Origin of the sequence: Mesorhizobium sp. M1143, from assembly GCF_040318435.1 — a bacterium.
Lineage (GTDB): Bacteria > Pseudomonadota > Alphaproteobacteria > Rhizobiales > Rhizobiaceae > Mesorhizobium.
The window spans coordinates 104,808-128,335 of record NZ_JAMYMJ010000007.1; the positions used below are offsets into that span (position 1 = coordinate 104,808).

The following is a 23,528-nucleotide window of genomic DNA, read 5'->3' on the forward strand; positions in this document are numbered from 1 at the left end:
TCCCTACTCCCACTGGATTCGCGGATTGAACACGCCGCTTCAAGCGATCGCAGCTCGGCTTCCACCCGGATTGCGGGAAGCGTTGCCGGCGGATCTGCCGGGCGTCAGTCGCGCGATATGGACAGTCCCGAGAGAAGCGGAGCGTACGCGGCGAGCCTGCGGGATACGAACTCTGTGAAGAGCCGCACCCGCTTCGTCTTGCGTGTCTCGCCTTGCGTGAGAAGCCAGAGTGTCCCATGCATGGGCACGTCGATCCCCGGCACCCTCACCAGCAGGGGGTCGGTATCTCCGACGAAGCACGGCAGTTTCGTTATCCCAATCCCCTGGTGCGCCGCGATGATCTGCGTCTCGGCGTCAGGTGTCCTGAACGGTACTCCCGTGACGTGAACTTCTCCCTCGCGCGCCCAGTCCGGAATTCCATGATTGTCTATGCCTATCCATCGGATAGGATCAGGCGTGCCCGCACGCCACGCGGCTAGTCGATCGCGAGACATGTAGACGCCGCTGAACAGCTCCGGTCCCTTCAGGCCGTGAAGATTGAGCGGCAGGGTCTTGCGGTCGGCGACAATGCGGATCGCGACGTCGGCCTCTCGGTTGGTCAGATTTGCCAGCTCACCGGACGACAAGATTTCCATCTCGATGTCGCGATGCAAACGCGCGAAGTCGGCGAGATCCGGCATGAGCAGGTGTGTGGCGAGGAACGGTGGAAGCGTCACCCGCAAAAGTCCGCGCGCGCTCTGGTCACGACCGAAGACGCGCGTCTCCAGCTGGTGCGACGACGCTTCCATCTGGGTCGCGAGATCGAGGACATCTTCCCCCGCAGCCGTCAGGCGGTAGCCGGAAGGCAGCTTTTCGAACATCTGCGCCCCGAGGCGTTCCTCGAGCTGAGCGATGCGTCGCAGCACGGTCGAGTGGTTCACACCGAGGCGCGCGGCGGCGGCACGCACCGAGCCTCCACGCGCGGCGGCAAGAAAGTAGCGAACGTCATCCCAGTCGATCATGGTGCATTCCTGCGCAGCGCAGTGCGGCTTGCAAAGCCCATACTAACACGATCAGCCGTAGTTCGTGCGGTCATCGTGGCCTTCAATCATCTAGCTGGATCGTTTTCGCACCAGCGATGTGCGCGATTGCGCACTCACCGCCCGACTTCGGCGAACCCATCTTGAGGCTCTCGCGGGGCTTTCCCGTGCAGCCAAAGACACGAGGCGGCGAAACGAAGGATGCATGACATGAACAGACTGAATGGAAAGACCGCTGTGATAACCGGCGGCGCTACGGGCATCGGCCGCGCCGCAGCCAAGCGCTTTATCGAGGAGGGCGCCTTCGTCTTCATCTTCGGCCGCCGGCAGGAAGCGCTCGACGCCGCCGTGGCTGACCTTGGGCCTAGTGCCCGCGCGGTTAAGGGCTCGGTCTCGGATGAGGCCGACCTCGACCGACTCTACGCTGCGGTGAAGGCCGAGCGCGGAAGCCTCGATATCGTCTTCGCCAATGCCGGGGCGGGAAGCCCGCTTCCGCTCGGCCAGATCACCGCCTTGCACATTGACGAAACCTTCGACACCAATGTGAAGGGTACGATCTTCACGGTCCAGAAGGCGCTGCCGCTGATGAGCCAGGGCGGTTCGATCATCCTGACCGGGTCGAGCGCCGGCACCACGGGCGCTCCGGGGTTCACTGCCTATAGCGCGAGCAAGGCGGCAGTGCGCAACCTGGCGCGGACCTGGGCGGAAGACCTGAAGGGCACCGGCATCCGCGTAAACGTGCTGTCGCCCGGAGCGACGGCGACCGAACTCGCGAAGGAGGCGTTAGGCGAGGAAGGCCAGAAGGCCTACGGCGCGATGACCCCGCTCCAGCGCATGGCCGATCCGGCGGAGATCGGCGCCGCGGCCGCCTTCCTCGCGTCGCCGGACAGCAGCTTCATGACCGCCAGCGAGGTCGCCGTCGACGGCGGCCTGGCTCAACTCTGACCCCTGGCCCGTGCGCAACGAAAGACAAAGAATTATGAAAAAACTCGAAGGCAAGATCGCAGTCATCACGGGCGGAAGCAGCGGGATCGGATTGGCCACAGCCAAGCGCTTCGTAGAAGAAGGAGCGCACGTCGTGATTACCGGGCGAAGAGAGAAGGAGTTGAAGGAGGCCGCAGCCTTCATCATGAAAAACGTTACGACGGTCGTGGGTGACGTGTCGCTCCTGGAAGATCTGGATCGCCTCTATGCCGTCGTGAAGGAGAAACATGGTCATATCGACATTCTCTTCGCCAACGCCGGCGCGGGGACGATCGCACCGATCGCCGTCGCTACCGAGGCACATTTTGATCAGACCTTCGATGTGAACGTGAAGGGTCTGTTCTTTACGGTGCAGAAGGCCCTTCCCCTGTTCAAAGACGGCGGTTCGATCATCCTGAATTCTTCAGTGTCGAACGTGTTGGGGCTTCCAGGGTTTAGTACCTACGCCGCGAGCAAGGCGGCTGTACGCAACTTCGCGCGCGCTTGGACACTGGAATTCAAAGACCGCAAAATCCGCGTCAATGCAATGAGTCCGGGACCAATCGAGACGCCGGCCTTGGAGACAACGACTGGCCTTACCCCTGAGCAAGCCGAGCAAGCGGCCGCCCAGTTTGCGTCACAGATCCCAATGGGTCGCAGGGGCAAACCAGAGGAAATCGCGGCTGCCGTAACGTTCCTCGCCTCCGATGAAAGTTCTTTCGTCACCGGCGTGGATCTCGCCGTCGACGGAGGTATGGCGCAAGTCTGACCCCAACATTAGCACCAGATCGGAGAAGTACTATGAACTATGCAATCGTAGGATTCGGCAATATCGGACAGGCCCTTGCCAAGGCGTTTGCCCGAAACGGCATCGAAGTTTCCGTTGCAACCACACGCGACCCGGAAAGCTTTGCCGCCGATGCGGCCGCGATCGGACCCACGATCATCCGCAGAAAACTGGCGGAAGCCATCAAGGCGGACATCATCTTTTTGGCTGTCCGCTTCGAGGCGCACCCGAATGTCGCGAAGGCGCTCCCTACCTGGCAGGGGAAGACGATCATCGATGTGACCAATGCCTATGGCGTGCCCCCGGAGGAACTGGGAGGACAACCTTCTTCCAAGTTCATCGCGCAGGCCTTCTCTGGCGCAAAACTGGTCAAGGGCTTCAACCATTTGGTCGCCCCGGTGCTTGATCAGGATCCGGCCGTACATGGTGGCCGGAGGGTCGTGTTCCTGGCAAGCGACGATGACGCTGCCGCAACACAGATTGGGGAGCTTGCGAAAAATCTCGGTTTCGCGCCGATCAAGCTTGGCGGGGTGTCGGAAGGTGGCCTGCTGGTCCAGGCGCGCGGAAACAGATGGGGCCATCTGATCTTTGAGGACCTGGTCAAGTTCGACTGACGAGCACGACGTCCCCACCCGCAAAGAGACGACGCACGCGATCGGAGCTCGGATCGGATCAAGCGCGATCCGATCCGAGCAAAATGGAGAAATCACTATGAGCACCGAGAAGAATATCCACTCCTAAGGAGATTTCGATGTACGACCAATCCAAGGTATCCGAGTTAATCTGGTTCGCACGAATCGAGGCGGGCTCCACCGTAATCGACGTTTACCCTGGCGACGGAGACTGGACGCGCCTCTTCTCCGACATCGTCGGATCAGAGGGGCGGGTCTACAGCTTCGTGCCGGCAGAGATCGCCCACTTCAAGAACGATCCGGTCGGCCTCATGCGGACACTCGCGAAGGAGCCGGGCCGAGAGAACGTCGAAGCCGCCTCGGCGGACCTCGTCGCGATGCCGGAGGTTACGCCGCCAGCCGATGTCCTATGGCTGCACCTGTTTTACCACGATCTTCACACCGCCCTGATCCAGAAGAAGGGTGCGACGGCGGCCGACTTCAATCGAGCTGTCTACAAGCGGCTGAAACCCGGTGGGTCCTACGTCATCGTCGACCACGCCGCCGCCGCTGGGTCGGGCACGAGCGACACCCGGTCGCTGCATCGGATCGACCCTGCATCCGTCCGCGAGGAGGTGGAGGCGGCCGGCTTCGTACTGGACGCGGAAAGCACCGTGCTGGTGAATAAGGATGACCCGCACTCGATCAAGGTGTTCGATCCCGCGATCAAGGGCGAGACCGATCGCTTCGCGTTTCGGTTCGTAAAGCCCTGACAGGTCCTGGGCGCCGACTTCATGTCGACCGCCCCATTGAGTCCACCAACTCGAGTTCGGACCCGTCAAGCTGGGAAAGGTCAACGAGGATGGCGCGCTGTGCACGCACGCGATGCGGCAGCGCCTTGAAGGCGTCCGAGGTGATGATGGCCACAGGTTCTGGAGCACACCTGCCGCAGGTTCCTGATCTGAACCTGATGAAATGACGGAAGTCGCCGCGCCGTTTAGGGAGCCGGCGCATCCCCTCAGGATGCGCCGGGACAAACGGTTCAAGAATGGTGGATTTCCGTTCCCAGCACCTTCAGGCATTCACGGATGAATGCCGCAAGCGCGGTCCAGCCTTTGGCTGAAACCATGGTCCCATCGACATAGGCGTCGGTGGGAGACAAATCGATATAAGTGCCGCCGGCAAGCGTCACCTCCGGCTCGCAAGCGGCGAGCGCCGCCACCTTCTTGCCGCGCACGACGCCGTCCACCGCGATCAGAATCTGGACGCCATGGCAGATCGTGAAGATCGGCTTTTTTGCCTCGTGGAAATGGCGCACCATCGCTTGTATCCGCTTGTCGGTGCGGATGTATTCGGGGCCACGACCGCCGGCGCAATACACAGCGTCGTACTGGCTCAGCTGCCTCTCGGCGTCGGCGAAGGTCTTGTTGATCAGCGCATTGTGGCCGGGCTTTTCGGTGTAGGTCTGATCGCCCTCGAAATCGTGCAGCGACGTCTTGATCATGTCTCCGGCGCTTTTGTCGGGGCACACGACATGAACGGTGTGTCCCACCGCTTCCATCGCCTGCTGATAGACGAAGATTTCATACTCCTCGGTGAAATCACCGGTCAGCATCAGGATTTTTTTGGCTGGCATGTCTTTTCCTCTCGGCTTGTTCCAGGGGCGAGGTGCACTGCGCGCCTCCTTCCCGGTATCGAAATCGGCTCAGAACGGGGAGTAGAATTCGTAGGCGGCAGGCTGGGCGAACAGCGGCGCGCCGCGCTTGAGGGTGCCTCGGGCAAGCAGCATCGCCAGGCTACTCGAACGCAGGCAGGAGCCTGTCCCGCGAATTTTCGATGTGCGCACGCATGGCTTTTTCGGCGGCGTCCGGATCGCCCGCGGCAAAGGCAGCGAGAATAGCCTCGTGCTCGTCGAGCGCCTCTTCGGTCACCCTGGAGTGATACATCAGCCGGAAGATATGGAAGTGGGTATGCTGGTGATTCAGTGTCTCGCGAATGAGTTCGTTTTGGGCGAACTCGACGATCTTGTCGTGGAAGATCGCATCCTGACGGGCGAAGTTCGAATAGCGCAGGCGTTCGTCTTTCCCCACCCGTCGGGCCATGACGCCAGCCGCCTCCTGCAGCGCGGCAAGGCGCTCGCCGTCCATTGTTGCGGTGGCTTTGGCCGCGGCGGCAGGTTCAAGCAATAGACGCAGCTCGTAAAGTTCGTCGAAGCGCCGGCGGGTGATTTGTGGGGCGGCGCGATAGCCGATCAGGTGGGTTTTCAGAACCAGCCCTTCCCCCTCCAGCCTGCCAAGCGCTTCACGAATGGGGGTATGTGAGACGTTGAATTCCTTGACGAGATTGTCGACGGTGATGCGCGATCCCGGAGCAATCCTCAAAGACATGAGCTGCGCGAAGATTGCTTCGTAAACGTCGCCGGCCAGACTGTTGGCGCGCTGGATACGACCCCTGGCACGGGCTTCATTGTCAACCGTCAGGTCCGTGTTCTGCATCGTTTGCCTCTTGACAGAACCACCCACTAACACGATGCTCCGCGAAACTCAATCCTATATCCTATACGATTTTATTAGAGGGCATCGCATGATTATGACCTGCAGCGCCGAGGTCGGCCTCTGGCACGAAGCCAAGCTTGTCGGCTTCCAACCCGTCTTCGCAGGATCTTGTGCATGAGCTTGTTTGCAGCGGCGCGCCTGCCGAGCGAGATTCTGTTCGGCAAAGGCCAGCGCCATGTCCTGCCTGCCATCGCCGCCAAATATGGGCGCCGCGCGTTCGTCTGTACCGATGAGCGCTTCGCGGCGACGTCGCAGTTCGCCGAGATTCTCGCTGGCTTGCACAACGCGGCGATCGAGACGTTGTTCTTCGACCGAACGCTGCCGGATGTGCCGCGCGACAGCGTCGCCGCCTGCATTGCGGAGGCGAAGGGTTTCAAGCCCGACGTGGTGATCGGAATCGGGGGCGGCAGCTGCCTCGACATGGCCAAATGCGCTGCACTTCTGCTCAGCCATGGCGGCAAGCTCGAGGACTACTATGGCGAGTTCAAGGTACCCGGCCCTACCCTTCCGGTAATCGCAGTGCCGACGACGGCTGGAACAGGCTCCGAGGTGACCCCCGTCGCCGTGATCTCCGACCCGGATCGGACGCTGAAAGTGGGTATCGCCAGTCTGCATCTCATCGCGGCAGTGGCGCTTTGCGATCCGGATCTGACGGTGACCTGTCCACCGTCCTTGACGGCGATCGCCGGCGCCGACGCGCTGACGCACGCAATCGAGGCCTATACAGCGGCCAAACGCGGCGTCGACCCTCATTTGCCGCAACAGCACGTGTTCATCGGCAAGAGCGCTCTGACCGACCATTTCGCGCTTCTGGCCATCAGGCTGCTCGGCCGCAGTCTCGAAAAGGCATATCGCGACGGATCGGACGAGGATGCGCGCGCCGACGTCATGATGGGAGCGCTGGCCGCCGGTTGCGCCTTCGGTACGGCGGGAACGGCCGCCGCCCATGCGGTGCAGTATCCCGTTGGCGCGCTTACCCACACCCCGCATGGCCTGGGAGTGGCCACGATGCTGCCCTACGTGATGACCTACAATCTGGCCGCAGCAGCCGCGGAGATTGCGGAAGTCGGCACTGCTCTCGGCCTTTCCCATCAGGGCGGCGGCGACGCCGATGCCTTGGCGCACGCCACCATCCGTGAGGTGAGCCGGCTGTTCGGCGCCATCGGCATCACACCGACATTGGCCGAACTGGGTCTTCCCGAAGACAAGATCGACTGGACGGCTGAGCAGGCGCTGGGCATCGACCGGTTGATCAAGAACAATCCCCGCCCGTTCGACCTTGCCGCGATGCGACGGCTGGTCAGGGCTGCTTATGACGGCGACATGTCCGCCACCATGATGTGACCGACCAGGAGTTCATCCAATGAACATTGCCGCAGGCATATCCGACGAGGATCAAGATATGTTCGACTACGCCACGGTCTCGCACGGTCTCTACATTGGCGGACGCTGGCGGCCTTCATCGGAGGGTCGCGTGATCGAAGTGGTCGATCCCTCGACTGAAGCCGTGATCGCTGCGGTTCCCGATGCAACGCTCACTGATGCCGCCGCCGCCGTCGACGCTGCCGCGAAGGCGGCGGCCGGCTGGCGCGAGACCCCGCCACGCAGGCGATCGGAAATCCTGCGGCGCTGCTTCGAACTGATGACCGAACGGATGGAGACGTTGGCTGCGCTGATCTCGCTGGAGAACGGCAAGGCGCTGCGCGATGCGCGCGGTGAAGTCGCCTACGCCGCTGAGTTTTTCCGCTGGAACGCCGAGGAGGCGGTCCGCATCAGCGGCGAGTTCGGCCTTGCACCCTCGGGCGCGAACCGGATCATTGTCGACTACCAGCCCATCGGCATTTGCGTGCTCATCACGCCATGGAATTTCCCAGCCGCCATGGCGACACGTAAAATCGCTCCGGCGCTGGCGGCCGGCTGTACGGTGATCCTGAAGCCCGCCAGCGAGACACCGCTGACGGCCTATGCGCTTGCGGCGCTCTACGAGGAAGCCGGCGTGCCGCCCGGCGTCGTCAACGTCCTGACGACCTCGACCCCCGGACCGGTGACGGCGGCCATGCTGGCCGATCCGCGCGTGCGAAAGCTGTCCTTCACCGGCTCGACCGGCGTCGGGCGCGTGCTGCTGGCCGAAGCCGCAAAGCACGTCATTTCCTGTTCCATGGAGCTTGGCGGCAACGCACCCTTCATCGTCTTCGACGACGCCGACCTGGAAGCCGCCCTCGACGGTGCGATGGTTGCCAAGATGCGCAACGCCGGCGAAGCCTGCACGGCCGCCAACCGGCTTTACGTCCAGGCCGGCATCCATGATGCCTTCGCGGAAGGCTTGAGCAAACGCATGGCGGCACTCAACCTGGGCCCGGGCACAGACTCAGACACAGAATGCGGGCCGATGATCACCAGGAAGGCTGTGCACAAGATCGACCGGCTTGTGCAGGACGCCGTTGCCCGCGGCGCCAAAATCCTGTGTGGCGGCGGCGTATCTGAAGGCAGAGGCTTTTTCTATCCGCCAACGGTGCTCAAGGACGTGCCGGCCGACGTTGCCATGGCTCACGAGGAGATCTTCGGTCCCGTGGCGCCGATCAGTCGCTTCGACAGCGAGGCGGAGGTCATCGCCAAGGCCAACGACACAGAATACGGTCTCGCGGCCTACATCTACACGCGCGACCTGGCCAGAGGAATGCGCGTGGCATCAAAGATCGAGTCGGGCATGATCGCGCTCAACCGCGGCCTGATGTCGGATCCGGCGGCGCCCTTCGGCGGAGTCAAGCAAAGCGGGTTGGGGCGAGAAGGCGGCCAGAAGCACGGCGTTGCCGAGTTCATGGAGGCCAAGTACATCGCCGTGACCCTGTGAGCGGACATCACGCCAAAGATCCGTTTCGCATTCGCGATCATGTGGTCGAGTTCGACGACATGGTCGCCGAGATCGTTCGCAGAAGCGAGGACACCAGGGCGAATGTTCCCATGGTCGCCGATGTCGCCTACGGGGCTGACGCCACCGAAACCGTGGATCTGTTCTTTCCCGAGGGCAAACGGGACCGCCTGCCGGTGCACATGTTCATCCACGGGGGCTATTGGCGCATGTTCTCCAAGCGCGACTATTCCTACGTCGCCGAGACCGTTACGAACGCAGGTGCGATCGCGGTCATTGTCGACTACGCGCTGATGCCGACCGTCAGGATGGCCAGGATCGTCGACCAGGTGCGCCGCGCCAAGCGATGGGTATTTGACAATGTCGCACACCATGGCGGCAATCCCGGCCTGCTGACCGTTAGCGGTCATTCCGCCGGTGCGCATCTGGCAACAATGCTTTTCGACGGTGACGAGCGGGCTTCCGGCATCAAAGCTGCGCTGCTGCTTGGCGGCCTTTACGACCTGAAGCCATTGCAGATGTCGTTCCTTGCCGCCGAGATCGCGATCACCGACGAGGAGGCCCGCCGATTCTCGCCCATCGATCACAGTTTCGATCCATCCGTGGGCGTAGATATCTTGGTCGGCGCCGATGAAACGCCGCCGTTCCACAGCCAGGCCGCACTCTTCACGGACCACCTTGACACACAGGGACTGACTGTTTCGCGCACGACCCTTGGCGGGGCCAATCACATGAGCAGCGTCCGTGACCTTGGCTTGGCTGGTACCGAGGCCTCGTCACTGCTGGCCCGCGTCGTGGCCGCCTGAGACTTCCGCCAGAAGCGCTGCTGGACGCGACCGTTCTGCAAAGTAGCGTCGCAGCATCGGGTACCGACAGCGGTGGCGAATCTCCCGCCACCGGTCCCCATACCGTAAGCCCGCCGTCGATGTCGACGTCGACGTGGTTCATGCTTTCCAGCGTGATTGAGCTTGATAACCGATGTCGGCGATCGCCGTCATGCAGGCAGCCCAGTTGAGTTCTCAAGGCTGGCCGGCCAAAGACGCCCCTCGGGGGAGAGCGAGCCGACGTTCCGTAACACCGGCCCGCAACCTTCAGAATACGATAGCCCGCGGCACCCCGGAGAAGGGAATCTGCGCTCTCACACCAGCATCGACTGCTGGGCGAAGATGCCCGCCATCGCGCCGTGCGATATTGCCAGGGTGACCGATGGCGGCGTGAGGGGGTTGGCGAGGTCGCCCGCGGCGTAGATGCCGGGCATGCTGGTTTCGCGGCGCTCGTCGACCTTGAGGATTACGCCGAGGGGCGTATCGACCGTGGCGAGGCCCAGTGATTCGTGCAGGCTTGCGGACGGCTTGTTGCGCGGATGCGCGAACAGGATGTCGACCGCGACATTGGGGCCGGTATCGAGCTTGACGGTGGCGTTATGCCCCCCGTGATGGCCGATCTCGCTGATCCGGCCGTCGAGGACAGGTATGTTGCGGCGCGCCAGACCGGCCCGGATATCGGGCGGAATGTCGTGACCATCAGCGAAGACCGTCAACCTGTCGGTCCAATCGTGGAACAGCCTGACCTGATTCATCGACTGTGGGCCGGACCAGACGAGGCCCCAATGCTGGCCGGCGACTTCAAAGCCGTCGCAATAGGGGCAGGGCACGATGGACGTGCCCCAACCTTCGGCAAAGCCCGGAACATCAGGCATCTGGTCGGCGACGCCATAGCTCAGGATCAGGCGGCGCGCGCCGAGGCTTCCGCCATCGCCAGTGAGGACGGAGAAATCGTCGATGGCCCCGGAGAGGCTGTCGGCCCGGGCATTGACCAGCTTGATCGTGGGATAGCGCGCCAGCTGCCGCCGCGCCTCGGCCAGGATGTCCAGCGGTGGCTTGTGATCGTGGCCGAGCAGGCCATGCGAGTGGCCGGCGAAGCGGTTGCGCGGCAGGCCGGTATCGAGAACGGTGACCTTACGGCGGGCACGGCCGAGTTGCAGGGCACCGGCGAGACCGGCAAAGCTGCCGCCGATGATGATGACGTCATCCATGATGGGTTCCGTGTTGTGGATGAGGGGCTGGTTGGACCAAACCTACCCATCGGCTTGCGCATTTCAGAAACTACATGGTATCGTAATCCAAGAATTAGGATACTGTCAAGGACTGGAATTGTCGTGACCGAAAATAGCCAGGGCCGGCGCGGCCGACCCGCCAACGAGGCGCTTGGCCAAACGATACTCGACGCTGCGTCCGAACTCTTTGTGGAATTGGGTTTTCAAGCGACCACATTGGACAAGGTCGCCCAGCGGGCGAAGATATCCAAACTCAGCATCTATCGGCACTTCGAGAACAAGGAGGCGCTGTTCAGCGCGGCCATCGCGTCCGGCTGCCATCAGTTGTTTGCACCACAGGCCCTTCTTGAAGGCGTCGGCGGTTCGGTCGAGGATCAGCTCATGGCGGTGGGATCATCCCTACTTCGCACGCTGTTGAGATCAGATGTCCGCAGTGTCGAAGCCATGGTCATGGCCGACCAGACGAATCCAAAGTCCTTAAGCAAGCTCCATTACGAAGCCGGCCCCGCCAATGTCATCGCCCAAATCGAGGCCCTGTTGCGTCAGTTGCACGCGAAGGCGGTTCTGAACGTGCCCGATCCTCTCCGGTCCGCCCGCTTGTTTGCCGCGCTTTTCAAAGGATCCGATCTCCTGATTATCGCACGCTTCGATGACGCGAGAGCAGCGGACGACAACGAAATCGAATCCTATTGCCGGTCGGCCGTCGCCATGTTCATCGCTGCGCACGGCTAGCAGTCCGCCCTGCCCGCTAATCATTGTATTTCTGCGAAATACTCCGCTAGAGCCGCCGTCGCGATGGCGCCCATCCACCTCATGTCGATCGCGTCGGTCGGGCTGCGCGCCCGCCGGTGAGCGGCATCTCCTACCTGCTCCGGTCACAGCGCTGACCCTTGAGCGCCTCGGCCGACCTGTGAGGGCGAGGAAGAGAATGCCGGTTATGGCCGCGAGAATCGAGCAGATGAGGTGTCGATCGCCGCGAAGGGACACCTGCGGACGGACCTTCTTTGGTAAACTTGAGTACGTCCATTCGTGGCTCGGGCTCCGGCGGTTCGTGCCCCGACGCGCCCGCGAAGGCCGCTGGTGCCCGCGACAGATCCTTCCAAGGTGCGGGTCTGGAATGGCCCAAAAATTCTATCGAGCTCCCGGAACATCGGTCCGCCCCTGTGGTTCGACAAGCAGCGGCACAGTCGATCCAACCAGGCATCGGCCCGCTTAGGACAGGCGCGAGGTCCCTACCCACAGATCTTGCGAAAATAGGAGCAAGCTATGCGAGCGTTGGTCTGGCACGGCAAGGAAGACATACGCTGCGATCAGGTTTCGGACCCGGAAATTGAGGATGAACGTGACGCGATCATCAAGGTGACGAGTTGTGCCATATGCGGCTCCGACCTTCACCTCTACCACAACTATGTGCCAGCCATGCTGCCCGGCGACATCATGGGCCACGAGATGATGGGAGAGGTCGTCGAGGTCGGCAAGGGCGTCAACGGCGCTCTGAAGGAGGGAGACCGCATCGTCGTGCCGTTCACCATAATCTGCGGTGAGTGCGACCAGTGCAAGCGACAGAACTTTTCGGTTTGCGAACGCACAAACCGCAAGAAGAATCTCGGTGACAAGGTGTTCGGGCACACCACCGCGGGTCTGTTCGGCTACACTCATTTGACCGGCGGCTATCCCGGGGGACAGGCGGAATACATGCGTGTGCCGTTCGCCGATGCCACGCACGTAAAGGTGCCTGACAGCCTTACCGACGAGCAGGTTCTCTTCCTCGGCGATATTTTTCCTACCGGCTGGCAGGCGGCGGCACAGTGCGACATTGAGCCTACCGATACGGTTGCGGTGTGGGGCTGCGGCCCAGTCGGGCAGATGGCCATACGCAGCGCCCTGCTGCTCGGCGCGAAACAGGTGGTGGCGATCGATTGCTTGCCGGAACGGCTTTCCATGGCCGCGGCCGGCGGCGCCATCGCCATCAATTTCGCCGAGGAAAGTGTCGTCGAACGACTGCGGGAACTCACCGGCGGAAAGGGCCCGGAGAAGTGCATCGATTGCGTCGGCATGGAAAGCCACGTCTCGCTGGCCCAGCCCGATACCGTGTACGATCGCGCAAAGCAGTTGATGCTGATGGAAAATGATCGACCGCACGTTTTGCGTGAGATGATCTATGTCTGCCGGCCGGCCGGCGTGATCTCGATCCCCGGCGTCTACAGCGGGCTGGTCGACAAGATTCCGATCGGACAGGCAATGAACAAGGGGCTCACCTTCCGAATGGGGCAGACCCATGTCAACCGTTGGACCGAGGATCTGTTGCGCCGCATCGAAGATGGCCAGATCGACCCATCCTTCGTCATCACCCATACCGTGGGGCTCGAGCAGGGACCCGAGATGTACAAGGTGTTTCGCGACAAGCAGGACAGCTGCATCAAGGTTGTACTGAAACCGTAGGGAAATCGTCATGAACGTGATTGCCAAACTTACCAACATCACCCGATCGCCTGGCGATCCCAAAGTGCTGAAGACTGGGCAGAGTGCCGTCGGGGCCTCCGATGGCCTTGCCCGCAAGCTCGGCTGGTTCAGCATCGCGCTTGGCGTCGCCGAGTTGGTTGGCGCCGCGCGGATTGCCGGCGCGCTCGGCATGCGCGGCAAGGAAGATCTGATCCGCGCTTATGGGGCGCGGGAAATAAGCAGCGGCATACTCTCGCTTTCAGTGGACAAGCAAGCGGGGCTGTGGAGCCGGGTGGCCGGCGACGGCCTGGATATCGCGACATTGCTGACAGCGTATCGGCATGGCAACCCAAAGCGCGATAATGTGGGCCTTGCGCTTGCGATGGTCGCCGGCATCACATTGCTCGACATCATCGGTGCGAAAAGCGTGACCGCGCGCCACTCTCGGAGCGGGACCAAGCCACGCGATTACAGCGATCGAAGCGGCTTTCCCGGAGGCACTGCCGCAGCCCGCGACCGTGCCCGCTCGCAGCGCAGCCAGGAGGCCGGCACAGCCTGATAGAGATTTCCGAACCCTGGCGCCATTCGACCTGGACAGGTGGCATCTCGTCAGGCCCTAACGCCAGAGGTGGTTGCTTTCGGCGAGCCCGAACAGAGTGGACCGTCGAGTGGCCGTTCTCGCCGTGGATCACCGCCGCGCATGGTTGTGTGGCCGGTGCGTTAAAGGCAGGAAGCAAGCAGCGATGCGACCAGGCGTCTAGCCTTCCATGTCTCGTACCTTGGCCAGGTTCCGGCGATCCTCAGGCCGAGCCGCGTTCGGGAAGCTCGGTCTCTTCCGCCACCCCTTTCCGCAGGTCTCGGCGCAAGCGTTCCGCTTCGTCGGAATTATTGTCGTCGTCTGTCCGCTCAAGTTCGCGATCGATTGTCTCGCGCGACCCCTCTGCCGGATCCTGTTGCGGAGATGTGTTCGGGCCGGTTTCGATCTTGCCGTCGCCGGGAACGGTGCGGTCGCCAGACTTCGTCATCTTCAGCTTCCCTTTCATCTGTCATCTGCCTCGCCATCTCCGATGGCATGAATTTTGGCCGCTTCCCTGCCGAACCGGATCGTCGACGCTTTGTTCCGGGAAAGCCCCCGCAGGTTCGTGCTGGTCGGCCCGGGGCATTGGTCGATGCCCTTGCCGGGAAGCATCCTATGCCAACGAGGTCGGCGGCAGCCTCATCGATGTCGTTACCAACATGTGGGCTGTGAAGGCGTTTTCGGCCCGGACACGCGAGCACGCCAGGCTCGCGGCGAGTTTTCGAACCGAAGCAGATGCGCAGCGTAACAGCTGGATGTATACGGAAAAGGCTGCCTAATCCACGACATCGCGCTTTCGGTAGTGGCCGGCGGCATGCTCGCCTGGGCGGTCCGGCAGCTGGTAGCGAACTGGTCATAGGCCTTTGCAAAGCCGCGTCGATGAAGCGGGTGCGGTAGCGCTGGTCGGTGTAGCGTCGACGCATCTGTCAATCGGAGACAAGCGCGACCACTTTTGTGACCTCACTGTTTTTTCCACCGGACTCGACATCTCACTATCATAGTTGATTGTGGCTGCCGGTGGCCCTGCGTAATGGATAGCCATTCCAACTCTCCAACAGGAAAACGGTATGTTGTATCCGGGTCGGTTTTTGGGGCCAAGCGACATTGAGATGCTCGCCCAGGTTTGTCACACGGTCTGCAAAGAGCGCGCCCTACCTCTTGCTTCGCAGAACGGAGAGCGCATAGCTGCGCACATACTCAGGCTGTTTATGAACGGCTTGATTGGGCAGAATGAACTGCTTGATGCTGAGAGGAACTGGGCTAGTCGGCCTGACCGTTCGGTCCAGCAGACGATGTCAACTACGCGCACATGAGAGGCCGCGTGACCCAGTCTTGGTAGTCGGAAAGCCGCCAAGGCCAGTTGGGAACAAACCTGACATTTAAGCGTTTGTAGAGCCCTTCCACCGGGCAACTCACCGAAATGCTTCTTGCCGTGCATGATGGAATATCGACGGCCGTTTTGGCGGGCAGGAGCGCCAATGCGGAAATAGTAGGCGTGGTCGACCTCACCAACAAAGCTGAGGTCGACATCGGCATCACCAGCTTGGGAAGAGCCATCCAGTTCGTGGCCAACGCCTCGGTGCTTGGATACGACATTCGCGGCGCCATGGTCTTCTATGGCGCGCCCGGTACCCCGAGCCTAAGGGCGAGAGAGTGCGAGCGCTTGTGGGCGCAGTTTGGCGGCGCGCTTCTACAGCCGTAGCTCTATCAGGACGTTCGCCCCGCCCGTTCTTGGTATGAACGCGTACGGAACTGAGGCGCTACCCAGCCGCAGCGGGAATGGCTCAGTGGTAGCTCTAGCTGGCGACCGCACTAAGCAGCTTTTCGGTAATGGGCTTTGAGCGGCTGAGCCAGCGTGAGAACGTTCGGCCGCATATCTGCCGGTGCCTGCTTTCATGTGACTGGGCGGGGCTATTGGGGAGCCGTGTTGACCACTGGGCCCTTAGCCGAGGGAAGCACAGTACGGCAACCTCGCCTTTTGCTGGCTAACATCCTTCCGCTCTCAGGGACCGGACCATGCGCACAACAACAGGGTCATACGGTTTCTTTTCGGATTTCCGATAATTCATTGTGAAAAGCGCGGCACGCTGGTTGCAGACCATAATTGCACGGACGTAGCGAATCTCGCCATTCTTGACCCCGGAGTAGCTGGCCCATTTCGGGGCTAGGCGCCGATAGGTCAGTCGCCAACCGGCCTTTTCGTCCTCGATCATGCGATGTTCAATCTCGGCGCGAAAACTTGCTTTGCCCAGTCGCGCGCCCCAAACGACCAGAAACGCGTCTCTTGGGCCCTGAAAAGCCGCGCCCTGCTCCGAATTCTGGGTCAGGACGAAATTCGGAGGAATATCGAAACTAAAGCCAAGCTGTCGGACGCCGAAGGGCTGCCACGCCTCGGCCTGAAGCAACGTGGTCCAAAAGAGAAAAACTGTAAGTCCCAGCAGGAGGCGTCGCATTGCTCTGATTTAGCGCTGGCTAACATGGTGTCCAGACGGACAGAGGTCCGTGACATAAAAAATATGCATCATGGCCGCGCAGCATATGGACGCGGGATTCGCGATTGACGGCGTGCGGTCGAAACGGCTTCCGTCCCACGAAAGGAGAGGACGCAGAGGGAATTGGTGCGTCGGTATGATCGACTGGCAGAAAATTGGCGAGGCCGAATGTCCAACGTTCATTGCCCGCAAAAATGGGCGCCGGCTTCCTCTTGTGCCTAGGGAAGAAGAGCCGAAATTATTCCCTGACGAAGACCCTGATCTACCTCAGACGGGGGGCATGCCCTGTAACTTCGCCGTGACCTGATCCCCTTCGGGGAACAATCAGATCGAGCTCCAGTTTGGCCTTCCAAGCGAAGGCACTGATGGAGCATGCCATGAGATTTCCACACAGCACGACGGCCGCGGCCGCCGTTTTCATTGCCCTGACCTCCCCCGCGCTCGCCCAGACAAGCGGAACACCATCACCCTCGACACCTGCACCCGCTCCGGCAACCGAACCGCCGGCCGCCGGACAGTTGCCGGATGCGACCGGACAAGCGGATGGACCAACACGCGAAATGATCCGCCAGATGGTTGAGCAAGCTGTCCGTGACCGACTGCAGCAGGATCGCGGTTCCGAAGAGGGTTTCCGCGAGGAAGATAGTCGCAACTATCAAGGCGATCGCAACGAGGATGCTGACCGCCACGATGAAGATGGCGACCGCTGGCAGAACCACGGTGACCGCGATCGTGGACACAGAATGGCTGGACGCTGGCATCATCAGATGATGCGCGGTGCCGGCATGCGACTGATGTTCGGGCTGTTGGACACCGATGGCGACGGATCGGTGTCCGAGGACGAGGTTCAACGCGCGGTGGGCAGGATGTTCAGTAGCGTTGACGAGAATGGTGATGGCAAGATCGATGTGAACGAGATCCAGTCCTTCATGCATGGCTCCAGCATGCATGGCACTGATAGCGAGGACACGCCGTAGCTGTCTTCAAAGGGAATGCACTCCCTCGGACAAAGCGGGCGCGTGGCGGCCGATCCCGAAGCGGTGTCTCTTGGCTGTTAGGCGCCCGGCCAGCACCCTTTAGGCTTGAGCTATTCCCGCAGTCCCGCGAGACGCCAGCCGTGACAAAAAAGGCTTCGCATTGCTGATCGAGGAACGATCGAAGCCGACCAACGCAAGATCACTCGGGCGCTCGGTCTTCCAGCAGAACGAAGGATGCGGCGATCAAGTCGTCGCCATTGATACGTCCTTGGCTGTCCTCCAACATAGTTGCAACCTTGCGGAAGGCCATCATTTCACCCGCGTCAATCTGCGCTTCACGCATTTTGGCTGTGAGATCAGCCACGCGATTTCCTAACGAATGTGATTTTGCAGTCTCGCAATTCGACATGATTAGTCATCCTTTGCATTGGGGTTTCACGCTGCCGAACGCAATGCTTCAGCGGATGTTCCGAATTTGGCCATCAGTCTTATGGGATAGGACTTGCGTCTGATTGCGGTTGGAAGAAGCCCGAACGGCGGAACACGCAGCCGGACGCCGAATTGGAAACCCACCGTCGATCGAAGTCCCTTGTCGCCGGTTGAGATCCCGCCATCTTCACTGTCGAGAGGGTGGCGGGATCGCCTTCCGAGGAGCGACGCATATGAGGTAATAGATATTTGGCAGATGTACTCACGGCCATCCTGCTCGCTTCTTTTGTCTGCGCATGTTCATTCTTTTCGGGAAACCCCATCTCTCCAACAACACGCAACAACCGCGTTGCTACCCACGATTGATGCGATGACAACTGCATCAACAAAGCAAAGCCTCTTCGCCTAAGGTGCGATTGCCGCGGGCTTTTTCGACTTGAAGGTCGTCCAACGCGCCCGGTGGTCAGGCCATGGCGTTCAGCGGGAGCCAGGTAGACTCATCGCGAAAATCCCGCAGCGAGGCATGTCGCAAGTCCTCCTCGCCGCGTGCGGATACTGGAATCCGCCTGGCTCGTTGTGACAGGCATGCGAAGATGAGTGTCGGCGCATGGACGCGGAAAAACCCGCCAGCGTGAGCCAGCGGGCCTTGTGATGGGATGGCCCGCGCGTGCGGTCAAGGCTGCGCGGGCCGACCATGATGAATGAGGGGACATCTTGGTCACCGGCACGACCGATGAAGAACGAGCCGGGTGTGACAGAACACCCTTGGAGCGAGGATGTTCCCGTCCGCACAAAAAAGCTCGCCGGCGTGAGCCGGCGGGCAGTCGCTATTTTGCCGTCAAGCGGACAGACCGCTTGCGGCCCACCCACTGCACCATTTTTCCACTTTGAGCCGAAATCATTCTCAACTATGGTTCGCCAGGCTTAAGGCATGGGGGATTGCCGATGGTTTTATCACGCAGGGGTGTCGTGCTCGGCGGTCTGGCGCTGGTCGCGGTCGGTGGAACCAGCAATATTGTTCAAGCCGCGGGGGCAAAATCCTTTTTCGCCGGTACCGCCAGCGATAACGATTTCGTCTATCGCAAGACCAACTTCGCCAAGATCGACAAGAGATGGCATCGCCAGATCGTCAAGTATTTCAGCAGCGAGCCGGTCGGCACCGTCGTGGTCGATACCCGCCACCACTTCCTCTACCTCATCATGGAAAACAAGACTGCCATCCGCTACGGCGTCGGCGTCGGCAAGGAAGGCTTCAAATGGTACGGCCGCGCGACGATCGATCGCCGCGCGCTGTGGCCGCAATGGGTCCCGCCCCCCGAAATGCGCGAGCGCAAGCCGGACCTGCCGCCCATGATCGCGGGCGGCGCGTCCAACAATCCGCTCGGGCCGCGAGCGCTCTATCTGTACCGCGACGGCGCCGACATCGGCTACCGCCTGCATGGCACGCTGGAGCCATGGAGCATCGGCACCGACGCTTCCAGCGGCTGCATCCGCATGTTCCCCGAAGATATCATCGACCTCTACCAGCGGTGCCCGATCGGCACCGCGGTGGAGGTCCTGCCGCACATCGCCGACCAGGCGCCCGCTTCCACCACTGTCGAATGATTGGCGCATCATGAACCGCATGATTGAAAACACGCGCCGGCTGCTCGCCGCCGGCCTGCTGGTTCTGGCCGCATCCTGCTCGACCAGCAACACGCTGGCCCCGTCGACGCCTGACGTCACCAACGCCGAGATTGCCGGCTTCCAGAACGTGCAGCCGGGCAGCGAGGAGGATTTTATCCTCAATGTCGGCCGCCGCACCTACTTCACGAAAGGTTCGGCCGCGCTCGATTCTGTCGCCAAGGCCACCCTCGACACCCAGATCGCCTGGTTGACAAAGCATCCGCGCTGGCTGCTCAAGCTGCAGGGTTTCGCCGACGATCCCGGCGCAAGTGAAACGGCGCTGTCACAGCAGCGCGCCGATGCGGTGATGGACTACCTCGCCGCCGGCGGCATAGACCGGAACCGCATGTGGGCCAAGGGCTACGGCAAGGACAGGCTCGTCCGCGACTGCCCCGACTCCGCCTGCAGGTCGCAGAACCGCCGCGTCGTGTCTAATTTGCGCGATGAGAGGGACGAGTCGTAGAGGCTACTGTTTTGCTGGTCGCCAAATCAGTCTCACAACGCGACGGCGGCATGGCTGCAATGCGCCTATCGGGGACATTCACCCAGCGTTTGCCCCTCTCCGAAAGCTGACGCTCCGGTTGAACCCGGAGTGAAGTCAGCTTCCCGTCTACCAACCTCCGGTTCAGGGTCTGGTGGGAGGCTTCGGCATCCGCCTCGACCAGTTTGCGGACGTGGCGGTTGTCCGCGATCCTGATCGCGCATGAGCCTCGCCACATGTCGGTGTGCTACCGGGAGTGGGCGCCGTGGAGCTGGCAGGTACGCTCGCTCAAAGCATCGGCCGTCCACCGGTGACCTCGTAGAGTGCGCCGGTGGTGTAGCTCGATCCTTCCGAGGCAAGCAGCACATAGGTCGCTGCAAGCTCTGCCGGTTGCCCGGGACGCTTGAGCGGTGTGTTCTTCCCGAACTCCTTGACCTTCTCAGAGGGCATTGTCGACGGGATCAGCGGCGTCCAAATCGGCCCGGGAGCGACCGCGTTTACCCGAATGCCGCGTTCAGCTACCAGTCCTGCAAGTCCGGCGGTGAAGTTGGCGATCGCTCCTTTGGTAGTGGCGTAGGCAAGCAGTGCCGGCGAGGGACTAGTCGCGTTGATTGAGGATGTGTTGATGATGGTCGAGCCGGGTTCCATGTGCTTCACTGCTTCCTGGGACAGATAGAACATCGCATAGACATTGGTGCGAAAGGTGAGATCCCATTCCTCCGCGCTGATGTCCTCCAGCTTCTCGAACGACGCCTGGTGGGCTGCATTGTTGACGAGGATGTCCAGGCGCCCGCATTCATCGATAGCTCGCTGCACAAGCGACCGCGCGAAGATTTCGTCCGAGATGTCGCCGGGTGCGAGCACCGCCTTGCGCCCCGCTTCCTCGACCAAGCGCGCCGTCTCCTGCGCATCTTCGTCCTCTTCAAGATAGGAGATCATGACGTCGGCGCCTTCGCGTGCAAACGCGATAGCCACCGCCCGGCCGATGCCCGAGTCCGCGCCGGTGATCAGCGCGACGCGGTCCGTCAGCTTACCGCTGCCGCGATAGCTCTCCTCTCCGTGGTCGGGCCGTGGATCCATCTCGTCGGTGTAGCCGGGCATGTCCTGCTGCTGTTCGGGAAGCGGCGGCCGAGGATATTTCTGCTGGGCATCCTGCATGTCAGCTCCTTTTTTGGCTGGAGTTGCGGTTGTGTCGATCCGGTTCCGTGATCGATCCCTTGGCGGCTTTCGAGCCACCGCCCCATTCCTCGGACTCGCACGCTTGGTCGCCGCCCATGAGGTCCGGCGAACCGCGATTTGCGGTGCCGCTGTCCGTCTTCTTCAACTCGTGCTCCTTCTTGCGTGGCTCGTCATTCTTTCTCGCCAGCGGTAATCATCGACCTCAGCGGCTCTTGCGCCACATTCGCCTCGATTTCCGCGCGTCCGGGGGTATCCGGTAGCGCCTTGCGGAAATTTTTCGCATAATCCGGCGGCATCTTCGGTGGCATCATCGGTTCGTACGGGTCGACCACGGCCTCGATGACCACCGGACCCTCAGCAGCCAGGGCAGCGTCGAGAACGCCTTCCACCTCCTCGGAGCGAGAGACGCTGTAGCCAATGCCGCCCATGGCTTCGGCGGCCATGGCGAAGTCGATGGGCTGGAGTTCGCAGGCGAATTGCGGGTTACCGAGGAACATCATCTGCTCCCAGGCGATCTGATTGAGCATGCCGTTCTTGAGCACGAGCACCTTGAGTGAGACCCGGTACCGAACTGCCGTCGAGAACTCTCCGAGCTGCATCGCGAGACCGCCGTCGCCGACGACCGCAAAGACCGGCCGGCCGGGAAAGGCCAGGCCCGCGGCGATCGCGTAGGGCAGTCCGCATGCCATCGAGGCCAGCGCGCCCGAGACGCCGAAGGCCTGCCCGTCACGCAGTTCGATATGGCGGGCCGCCATCTCGGTGTTCTGGCCGGAATCGGCAACCAGGATCGCCTCATCGGGCAATCGTTTCCCAAATGCGCGTGTGACCACCTGGGGCTTGAGCGAAGTGGCGGCCTTTTGCTCCGACTGCGCCATCATCTCGCGCCAGCGTCGCATGCCCGCCTGCGCCTTCTCGAGGAAGCTGCGATCATCCTTGCGCTTCAGGCGCTTGTTCAGCAGTCGCAGCGTCACGGCGGCATCGCCGGCAAGGCCGGCCTCAACGGGATAGCGCAGGCCGATGCGCTGCGGGTCGCGCTCGATCTGCACCCCGCGCGCCTGTCCCGGCTTCGGGTAGTATTCGATGTAGGGAAAGGTCGAGCCGACGACGAGCAGCGCGTCACATTCCTCCATGATTTCCTGCGACGGCAGCGTGCCGAGAATTCCGATGCCGCCAGTCGTCAGCGGGTGATCGTCGGGCAAGGCAGCCTTACCGAGCAAGGCCTTTGCGACCGGGGCACCAAGCAGCTCCGCCGTCTCTTCCAACTCGTGCCTGGCACCAAGCGCGCCCCTACCGGCGAGGATCGCGACCCTCGTCGCGCCGTTCAGGATCTCGGCGGCTTTCGCAAGTTGTTCTTCGTCGGGAAGCCTGCTTCCTTCGAACCAACGATCCGGCGTATGCGACGGTTTGTTGCGCTTCGAGCGCTTGGCTTGGACGAGCGTGTGCTCCTGCACATCGCTGGCGATCGAGAGATGCGCAACACCGCGACGTGCCAGCGCCGACCTGCAGGCGAGACCGGCCAGGCTTTCCATATGCGCCGCGTCGGAGACCTGCGCGTTGAAGACGGCGACATCGCTGAAGACGCGCGTCAAGTCGACATCCTGCTGGGTGAAGGTCTCGATGAGGTCGTGGAACTGCATGCCGGTAATGGCGAGCACCGGCGCTTGGTCGAGCTTGGCATCGTAGAGTCCCGTCAGGAGGTGTGTGCCGCCAGGGCCGGAAGTTGCGAGGCAGACACCGAGCTTGCCTGTCCATTTTGAGTAGGCGCACGCCATGAACGCCGCGGATTCCTCGTGTCGCACCTGAATGAAGCGGATACGGTCCTGCCGCCTGCGCAGCGCCTCCATGATGCCATTGATGCCGTCGCCCGGCAGGCCAAAGATGATATCGACGTTCCAGTCGATCAGCGTCTCGATGAGGATGTCCGCGGCGGTCGGCATGTCTCAGTCCTACCGCGATGCGGATCCCGCCGCCTGGCTGCTCTTGTTCGCGGTCTTGTCAGTCTTACGCTGGTCCTTGTCGCCGCCGCGATTGCCGCCATGCAAGTCGCCGGAAGATTGAGCGGTCTTGCCGTCTTCCAAATTAGTGGCCATGCGCAAAGCTCCCTTCATCCGGCCTGCCTAACCAGAAAGTCGGTGAGATGTTCCGTGCCCGAAGGCAAGGCCGCCTATTCAGGTGCCGAAGGCAAAGGTGTCAGTACCACCCGATGAGGCGCTGTTCGGCAGTCAGCGGCTGAACAGGCGAGGTGCGATCGAACAGACGAAGGCATCGAACTGCTGCGAGGCCGAGGATTGCATGTAGTGGCCGAGGCTGCCTGATCGCCAAAAGCGCTCGCGGCAGAGCTGGCCGATGTTCAGGTCGCGTCTTCGCAGGTCCCTATAGCCAGAGCGCAACGCCGCCCGGACCGTCCCCATAGGCGAACTCCTCGC

At 61.7% G+C, this 23,528-nt stretch carries 26 protein-coding genes; 14 read left to right on the forward strand and 12 right to left on the reverse strand.

From position 1 onward, the window contains the following. Positions 1-104: 104 nt before the first annotated feature. Positions 105-1,001, reverse strand: a complete 897-nt coding sequence (locus tag NKH35_RS08340) for a LysR family transcriptional regulator (RefSeq protein WP_023815143.1) — start codon at positions 999-1,001, stop codon at positions 105-107. 228 nt (positions 1,002-1,229) lie between these two features. Between NKH35_RS08340 and NKH35_RS08345 the strand changes: the two genes are divergently transcribed. From NKH35_RS08345 to NKH35_RS08360, 4 genes are all read left to right on the forward strand, one after another. Beyond that, positions 1,230-1,964: an SDR family NAD(P)-dependent oxidoreductase gene (locus tag NKH35_RS08345; RefSeq protein ID WP_352792282.1), complete on the forward strand. Its 735-nt coding sequence runs from the start codon at positions 1,230-1,232 to the stop codon at positions 1,962-1,964. A 34-nt stretch (positions 1,965-1,998) separates the two neighbouring features. Then, entirely contained in the window at positions 1,999-2,751 is a 753-nt protein-coding gene (locus tag NKH35_RS08350; RefSeq protein WP_023815142.1) for an SDR family NAD(P)-dependent oxidoreductase, read from the forward strand. Between the two features lie 32 nt (positions 2,752-2,783). Beyond that, positions 2,784-3,383: an NADPH-dependent F420 reductase gene (locus NKH35_RS08355; protein ID WP_023815141.1), complete on the forward strand. Its 600-nt coding sequence runs from the start codon at positions 2,784-2,786 to the stop codon at positions 3,381-3,383. A gap of 137 nt (positions 3,384-3,520) precedes the next feature. Further along, positions 3,521-4,153: a class I SAM-dependent methyltransferase gene (locus NKH35_RS08360; RefSeq protein ID WP_023815140.1), complete on the forward strand. Its 633-nt coding sequence runs from the start codon at positions 3,521-3,523 to the stop codon at positions 4,151-4,153. Between the two features lie 269 nt (positions 4,154-4,422). Here the strand turns inward: NKH35_RS08360 and NKH35_RS08365 are convergent, their stop codons facing one another. Continuing rightward, positions 4,423-5,016 carry a DJ-1/PfpI family protein gene (locus NKH35_RS08365; RefSeq protein ID WP_023686902.1) on the reverse strand — a complete coding sequence of 198 codons (594 nt, stop codon included), beginning with the start codon at positions 5,014-5,016 and terminating at the stop codon, positions 4,423-4,425. Between the two features lie 160 nt (positions 5,017-5,176). Next, on the reverse strand, positions 5,177-5,875 hold the full coding sequence (locus NKH35_RS08370) for a GntR family transcriptional regulator (RefSeq protein ID WP_023729141.1): 699 nt from the start codon (positions 5,873-5,875) through the stop codon (positions 5,177-5,179). Positions 5,876-6,049: 174 nt separating this feature from the next. Between NKH35_RS08370 and NKH35_RS08375 the strand changes: the two genes are divergently transcribed. The 3 genes from NKH35_RS08375 to NKH35_RS08385 are packed head-to-tail and all read left to right on the forward strand — an operon-like array spanning position 6,050 to position 9,610. Continuing rightward, a complete protein-coding gene (locus NKH35_RS08375; protein WP_352914113.1) occupies positions 6,050-7,279 on the forward strand; it encodes an iron-containing alcohol dehydrogenase in 1,230 nt (409 codons plus the stop codon). 58 nt (positions 7,280-7,337) lie between these two features. Beyond that, a complete protein-coding gene (locus NKH35_RS08380) occupies positions 7,338-8,786 on the forward strand; it encodes an NAD-dependent succinate-semialdehyde dehydrogenase (protein WP_245271347.1) in 1,449 nt (482 codons plus the stop codon). Between the two features lie 41 nt (positions 8,787-8,827). Beyond that, a complete protein-coding gene (locus NKH35_RS08385; protein ID WP_352914115.1) occupies positions 8,828-9,610 on the forward strand; it encodes an alpha/beta hydrolase in 783 nt (260 codons plus the stop codon). Between the two features lie 332 nt (positions 9,611-9,942). Here NKH35_RS08385 and NKH35_RS08390 read toward each other — a convergent pair whose 3' ends face one another. Beyond that, the gene (locus NKH35_RS08390) at positions 9,943-10,839 is read right to left on the reverse strand and encodes an NAD(P)/FAD-dependent oxidoreductase (RefSeq protein WP_352914118.1); all 897 of its coding nucleotides are present in this window, start codon (positions 10,837-10,839) and stop codon (positions 9,943-9,945) included. Between the two features lie 123 nt (positions 10,840-10,962). On the opposite strand from NKH35_RS08390, the gene NKH35_RS08395 reads away from it, so the two are divergent. The 3 genes from NKH35_RS08395 (at position 10,963) to NKH35_RS08405 (ending at position 13,861) form a co-directional block, all read left to right on the forward strand. Further along, positions 10,963-11,592 (forward strand): TetR/AcrR family transcriptional regulator, encoded by a 630-nt coding sequence (locus NKH35_RS08395; protein ID WP_352914120.1) that lies wholly within the window; start codon positions 10,963-10,965, stop codon positions 11,590-11,592. A gap of 534 nt (positions 11,593-12,126) precedes the next feature. Next, positions 12,127-13,302 (forward strand): zinc-dependent alcohol dehydrogenase, encoded by a 1,176-nt coding sequence (locus NKH35_RS08400; protein ID WP_352914124.1) that lies wholly within the window; start codon positions 12,127-12,129, stop codon positions 13,300-13,302. Positions 13,303-13,312: 10 nt separating this feature from the next. Next, positions 13,313-13,861 (forward strand): hypothetical protein, encoded by a 549-nt coding sequence (locus NKH35_RS08405; protein ID WP_352914127.1) that lies wholly within the window; start codon positions 13,313-13,315, stop codon positions 13,859-13,861. 241 nt (positions 13,862-14,102) lie between these two features. Here NKH35_RS08405 and NKH35_RS08410 read toward each other — a convergent pair whose 3' ends face one another. Continuing rightward, complete coding sequence (locus NKH35_RS08410) at positions 14,103-14,327, reverse strand: hypothetical protein (RefSeq protein ID WP_156931519.1); 225 nt, start codon at positions 14,325-14,327, stop codon at positions 14,103-14,105. Positions 14,328-15,374: 1,047 nt separating this feature from the next. Here NKH35_RS08410 and NKH35_RS08415 point away from each other — a divergent pair. Further along, positions 15,375-15,581, forward strand: coding sequence for a hypothetical protein (locus NKH35_RS08415; RefSeq protein ID WP_023825912.1), 207 nt, complete (start codon positions 15,375-15,377; stop codon positions 15,579-15,581). 283 nt (positions 15,582-15,864) lie between these two features. On the opposite strand, the gene NKH35_RS08420 is transcribed toward NKH35_RS08415, so the two are convergent. After that, positions 15,865-16,332 (reverse strand): hypothetical protein, encoded by a 468-nt coding sequence (locus NKH35_RS08420; protein WP_023667769.1) that lies wholly within the window; start codon positions 16,330-16,332, stop codon positions 15,865-15,867. 416 nt (positions 16,333-16,748) lie between these two features. Here NKH35_RS08420 and NKH35_RS08425 point away from each other — a divergent pair, with 416 nt between their 5' ends. Beyond that, a complete protein-coding gene (locus NKH35_RS08425) occupies positions 16,749-17,348 on the forward strand; it encodes an EF-hand domain-containing protein (protein ID WP_031237941.1) in 600 nt (199 codons plus the stop codon). Between the two features lie 199 nt (positions 17,349-17,547). On the opposite strand, the gene NKH35_RS08430 is transcribed toward NKH35_RS08425, so the two are convergent. Next, a complete protein-coding gene (locus tag NKH35_RS08430; protein WP_352914131.1) occupies positions 17,548-17,712 on the reverse strand; it encodes a hypothetical protein in 165 nt (54 codons plus the stop codon). A 1,010-nt stretch (positions 17,713-18,722) separates the two neighbouring features. Here NKH35_RS08430 and NKH35_RS08435 point away from each other — a divergent pair. Together NKH35_RS08435 and NKH35_RS08440 are read left to right on the forward strand one after the other, a co-directional pair. After that, positions 18,723-19,382, forward strand: coding sequence for a L,D-transpeptidase (locus tag NKH35_RS08435; RefSeq protein WP_023682764.1), 660 nt, complete (start codon positions 18,723-18,725; stop codon positions 19,380-19,382). A 10-nt stretch (positions 19,383-19,392) separates the two neighbouring features. Beyond that, a complete protein-coding gene (locus NKH35_RS08440) occupies positions 19,393-19,905 on the forward strand; it encodes an OmpA family protein (RefSeq protein ID WP_023732303.1) in 513 nt (170 codons plus the stop codon). 306 nt (positions 19,906-20,211) lie between these two features. On the opposite strand, the gene NKH35_RS08445 is transcribed toward NKH35_RS08440, so the two are convergent. The 5 genes from NKH35_RS08445 to NKH35_RS08465 form a co-directional block, all read right to left on the reverse strand. Further along, positions 20,212-21,024 carry an SDR family oxidoreductase gene (locus NKH35_RS08445; RefSeq protein ID WP_280940448.1) on the reverse strand — a complete coding sequence of 271 codons (813 nt, stop codon included), beginning with the start codon at positions 21,022-21,024 and terminating at the stop codon, positions 20,212-20,214. 58 nt (positions 21,025-21,082) lie between these two features. Beyond that, positions 21,083-21,247, reverse strand: coding sequence for a hypothetical protein (locus NKH35_RS08450; protein WP_023667762.1), 165 nt, complete (start codon positions 21,245-21,247; stop codon positions 21,083-21,085). Positions 21,248-21,272: 25 nt separating this feature from the next. Next, the gene (locus NKH35_RS08455; protein ID WP_352914136.1) at positions 21,273-23,039 is read right to left on the reverse strand and encodes a thiamine pyrophosphate-dependent enzyme; all 1,767 of its coding nucleotides are present in this window, start codon (positions 23,037-23,039) and stop codon (positions 21,273-21,275) included. Between the two features lie 9 nt (positions 23,040-23,048). Continuing rightward, positions 23,049-23,192 (reverse strand): hypothetical protein, encoded by a 144-nt coding sequence (locus NKH35_RS08460; protein WP_352914138.1) that lies wholly within the window; start codon positions 23,190-23,192, stop codon positions 23,049-23,051. A 132-nt stretch (positions 23,193-23,324) separates the two neighbouring features. Continuing rightward, positions 23,325-23,513, reverse strand: a complete 189-nt coding sequence (locus NKH35_RS08465) for a hypothetical protein (protein ID WP_352914140.1) — start codon at positions 23,511-23,513, stop codon at positions 23,325-23,327. Positions 23,514-23,528: the final 15 nt, after the last annotated feature.

What these genes read in the sequence shown, in the direction of transcription:
- NKH35_RS08405 (WP_352914127.1), top strand. Translation starts at nt 13,313, where the DNA reads ATGAACGTGATTGCCAAACTTACCAACATCACCCGATCGCCTGGCGAT.
- NKH35_RS08400 (WP_352914124.1), top strand. Translation starts at nt 12,127, where the DNA reads ATGCGAGCGTTGGTCTGGCACGGCAAGGAAGACATACGCTGCGATCAG.
- NKH35_RS08380 (WP_245271347.1), top strand. Translation starts at nt 7,338, where the DNA reads ATGTTCGACTACGCCACGGTCTCGCACGGTCTCTACATTGGCGGACGC.
- NKH35_RS08350 (WP_023815142.1), top strand. Translation starts at nt 1,999, where the DNA reads ATGAAAAAACTCGAAGGCAAGATCGCAGTCATCACGGGCGGAAGCAGC.
- NKH35_RS08445 (WP_280940448.1), bottom strand. Translation starts at nt 21,024, where the DNA reads ATGCCCGGCTACACCGACGAGATGGATCCACGGCCCGACCACGGAGAG.
- NKH35_RS08370 (WP_023729141.1), bottom strand. Translation starts at nt 5,875, where the DNA reads ATGCAGAACACGGACCTGACGGTTGACAATGAAGCCCGTGCCAGGGGT.
- NKH35_RS08410 (WP_156931519.1), bottom strand. Translation starts at nt 14,327, where the DNA reads ATGACGAAGTCTGGCGACCGCACCGTTCCCGGCGACGGCAAGATCGAA.
- NKH35_RS08345 (WP_352792282.1), top strand. Translation starts at nt 1,230, where the DNA reads ATGAACAGACTGAATGGAAAGACCGCTGTGATAACCGGCGGCGCTACG.
- NKH35_RS08440 (WP_023732303.1), top strand. Translation starts at nt 19,393, where the DNA reads ATGAACCGCATGATTGAAAACACGCGCCGGCTGCTCGCCGCCGGCCTG.
- NKH35_RS08340 (WP_023815143.1), bottom strand. Translation starts at nt 1,001, where the DNA reads ATGATCGACTGGGATGACGTTCGCTACTTTCTTGCCGCCGCGCGTGGA.
- NKH35_RS08465 (WP_352914140.1), bottom strand. Translation starts at nt 23,513, where the DNA reads ATGGGGACGGTCCGGGCGGCGTTGCGCTCTGGCTATAGGGACCTGCGA.
- NKH35_RS08375 (WP_352914113.1), top strand. Translation starts at nt 6,050, where the DNA reads ATGAGCTTGTTTGCAGCGGCGCGCCTGCCGAGCGAGATTCTGTTCGGC.
- NKH35_RS08355 (WP_023815141.1), top strand. Translation starts at nt 2,784, where the DNA reads ATGAACTATGCAATCGTAGGATTCGGCAATATCGGACAGGCCCTTGCC.
- NKH35_RS08455 (WP_352914136.1), bottom strand. Translation starts at nt 23,039, where the DNA reads ATGCCGACCGCCGCGGACATCCTCATCGAGACGCTGATCGACTGGAAC.
- NKH35_RS08420 (WP_023667769.1), bottom strand. Translation starts at nt 16,332, where the DNA reads ATGCGACGCCTCCTGCTGGGACTTACAGTTTTTCTCTTTTGGACCACG.
- NKH35_RS08435 (WP_023682764.1), top strand. Translation starts at nt 18,723, where the DNA reads ATGGTTTTATCACGCAGGGGTGTCGTGCTCGGCGGTCTGGCGCTGGTC.
- NKH35_RS08390 (WP_352914118.1), bottom strand. Translation starts at nt 10,839, where the DNA reads ATGGATGACGTCATCATCATCGGCGGCAGCTTTGCCGGTCTCGCCGGT.
- NKH35_RS08365 (WP_023686902.1), bottom strand. Translation starts at nt 5,016, where the DNA reads ATGCCAGCCAAAAAAATCCTGATGCTGACCGGTGATTTCACCGAGGAG.
- NKH35_RS08360 (WP_023815140.1), top strand. Translation starts at nt 3,521, where the DNA reads ATGTACGACCAATCCAAGGTATCCGAGTTAATCTGGTTCGCACGAATC.
- NKH35_RS08425 (WP_031237941.1), top strand. Translation starts at nt 16,749, where the DNA reads ATGAGATTTCCACACAGCACGACGGCCGCGGCCGCCGTTTTCATTGCC.
- NKH35_RS08460 (WP_352914138.1), bottom strand. Translation starts at nt 23,192, where the DNA reads ATGGCCACTAATTTGGAAGACGGCAAGACCGCTCAATCTTCCGGCGAC.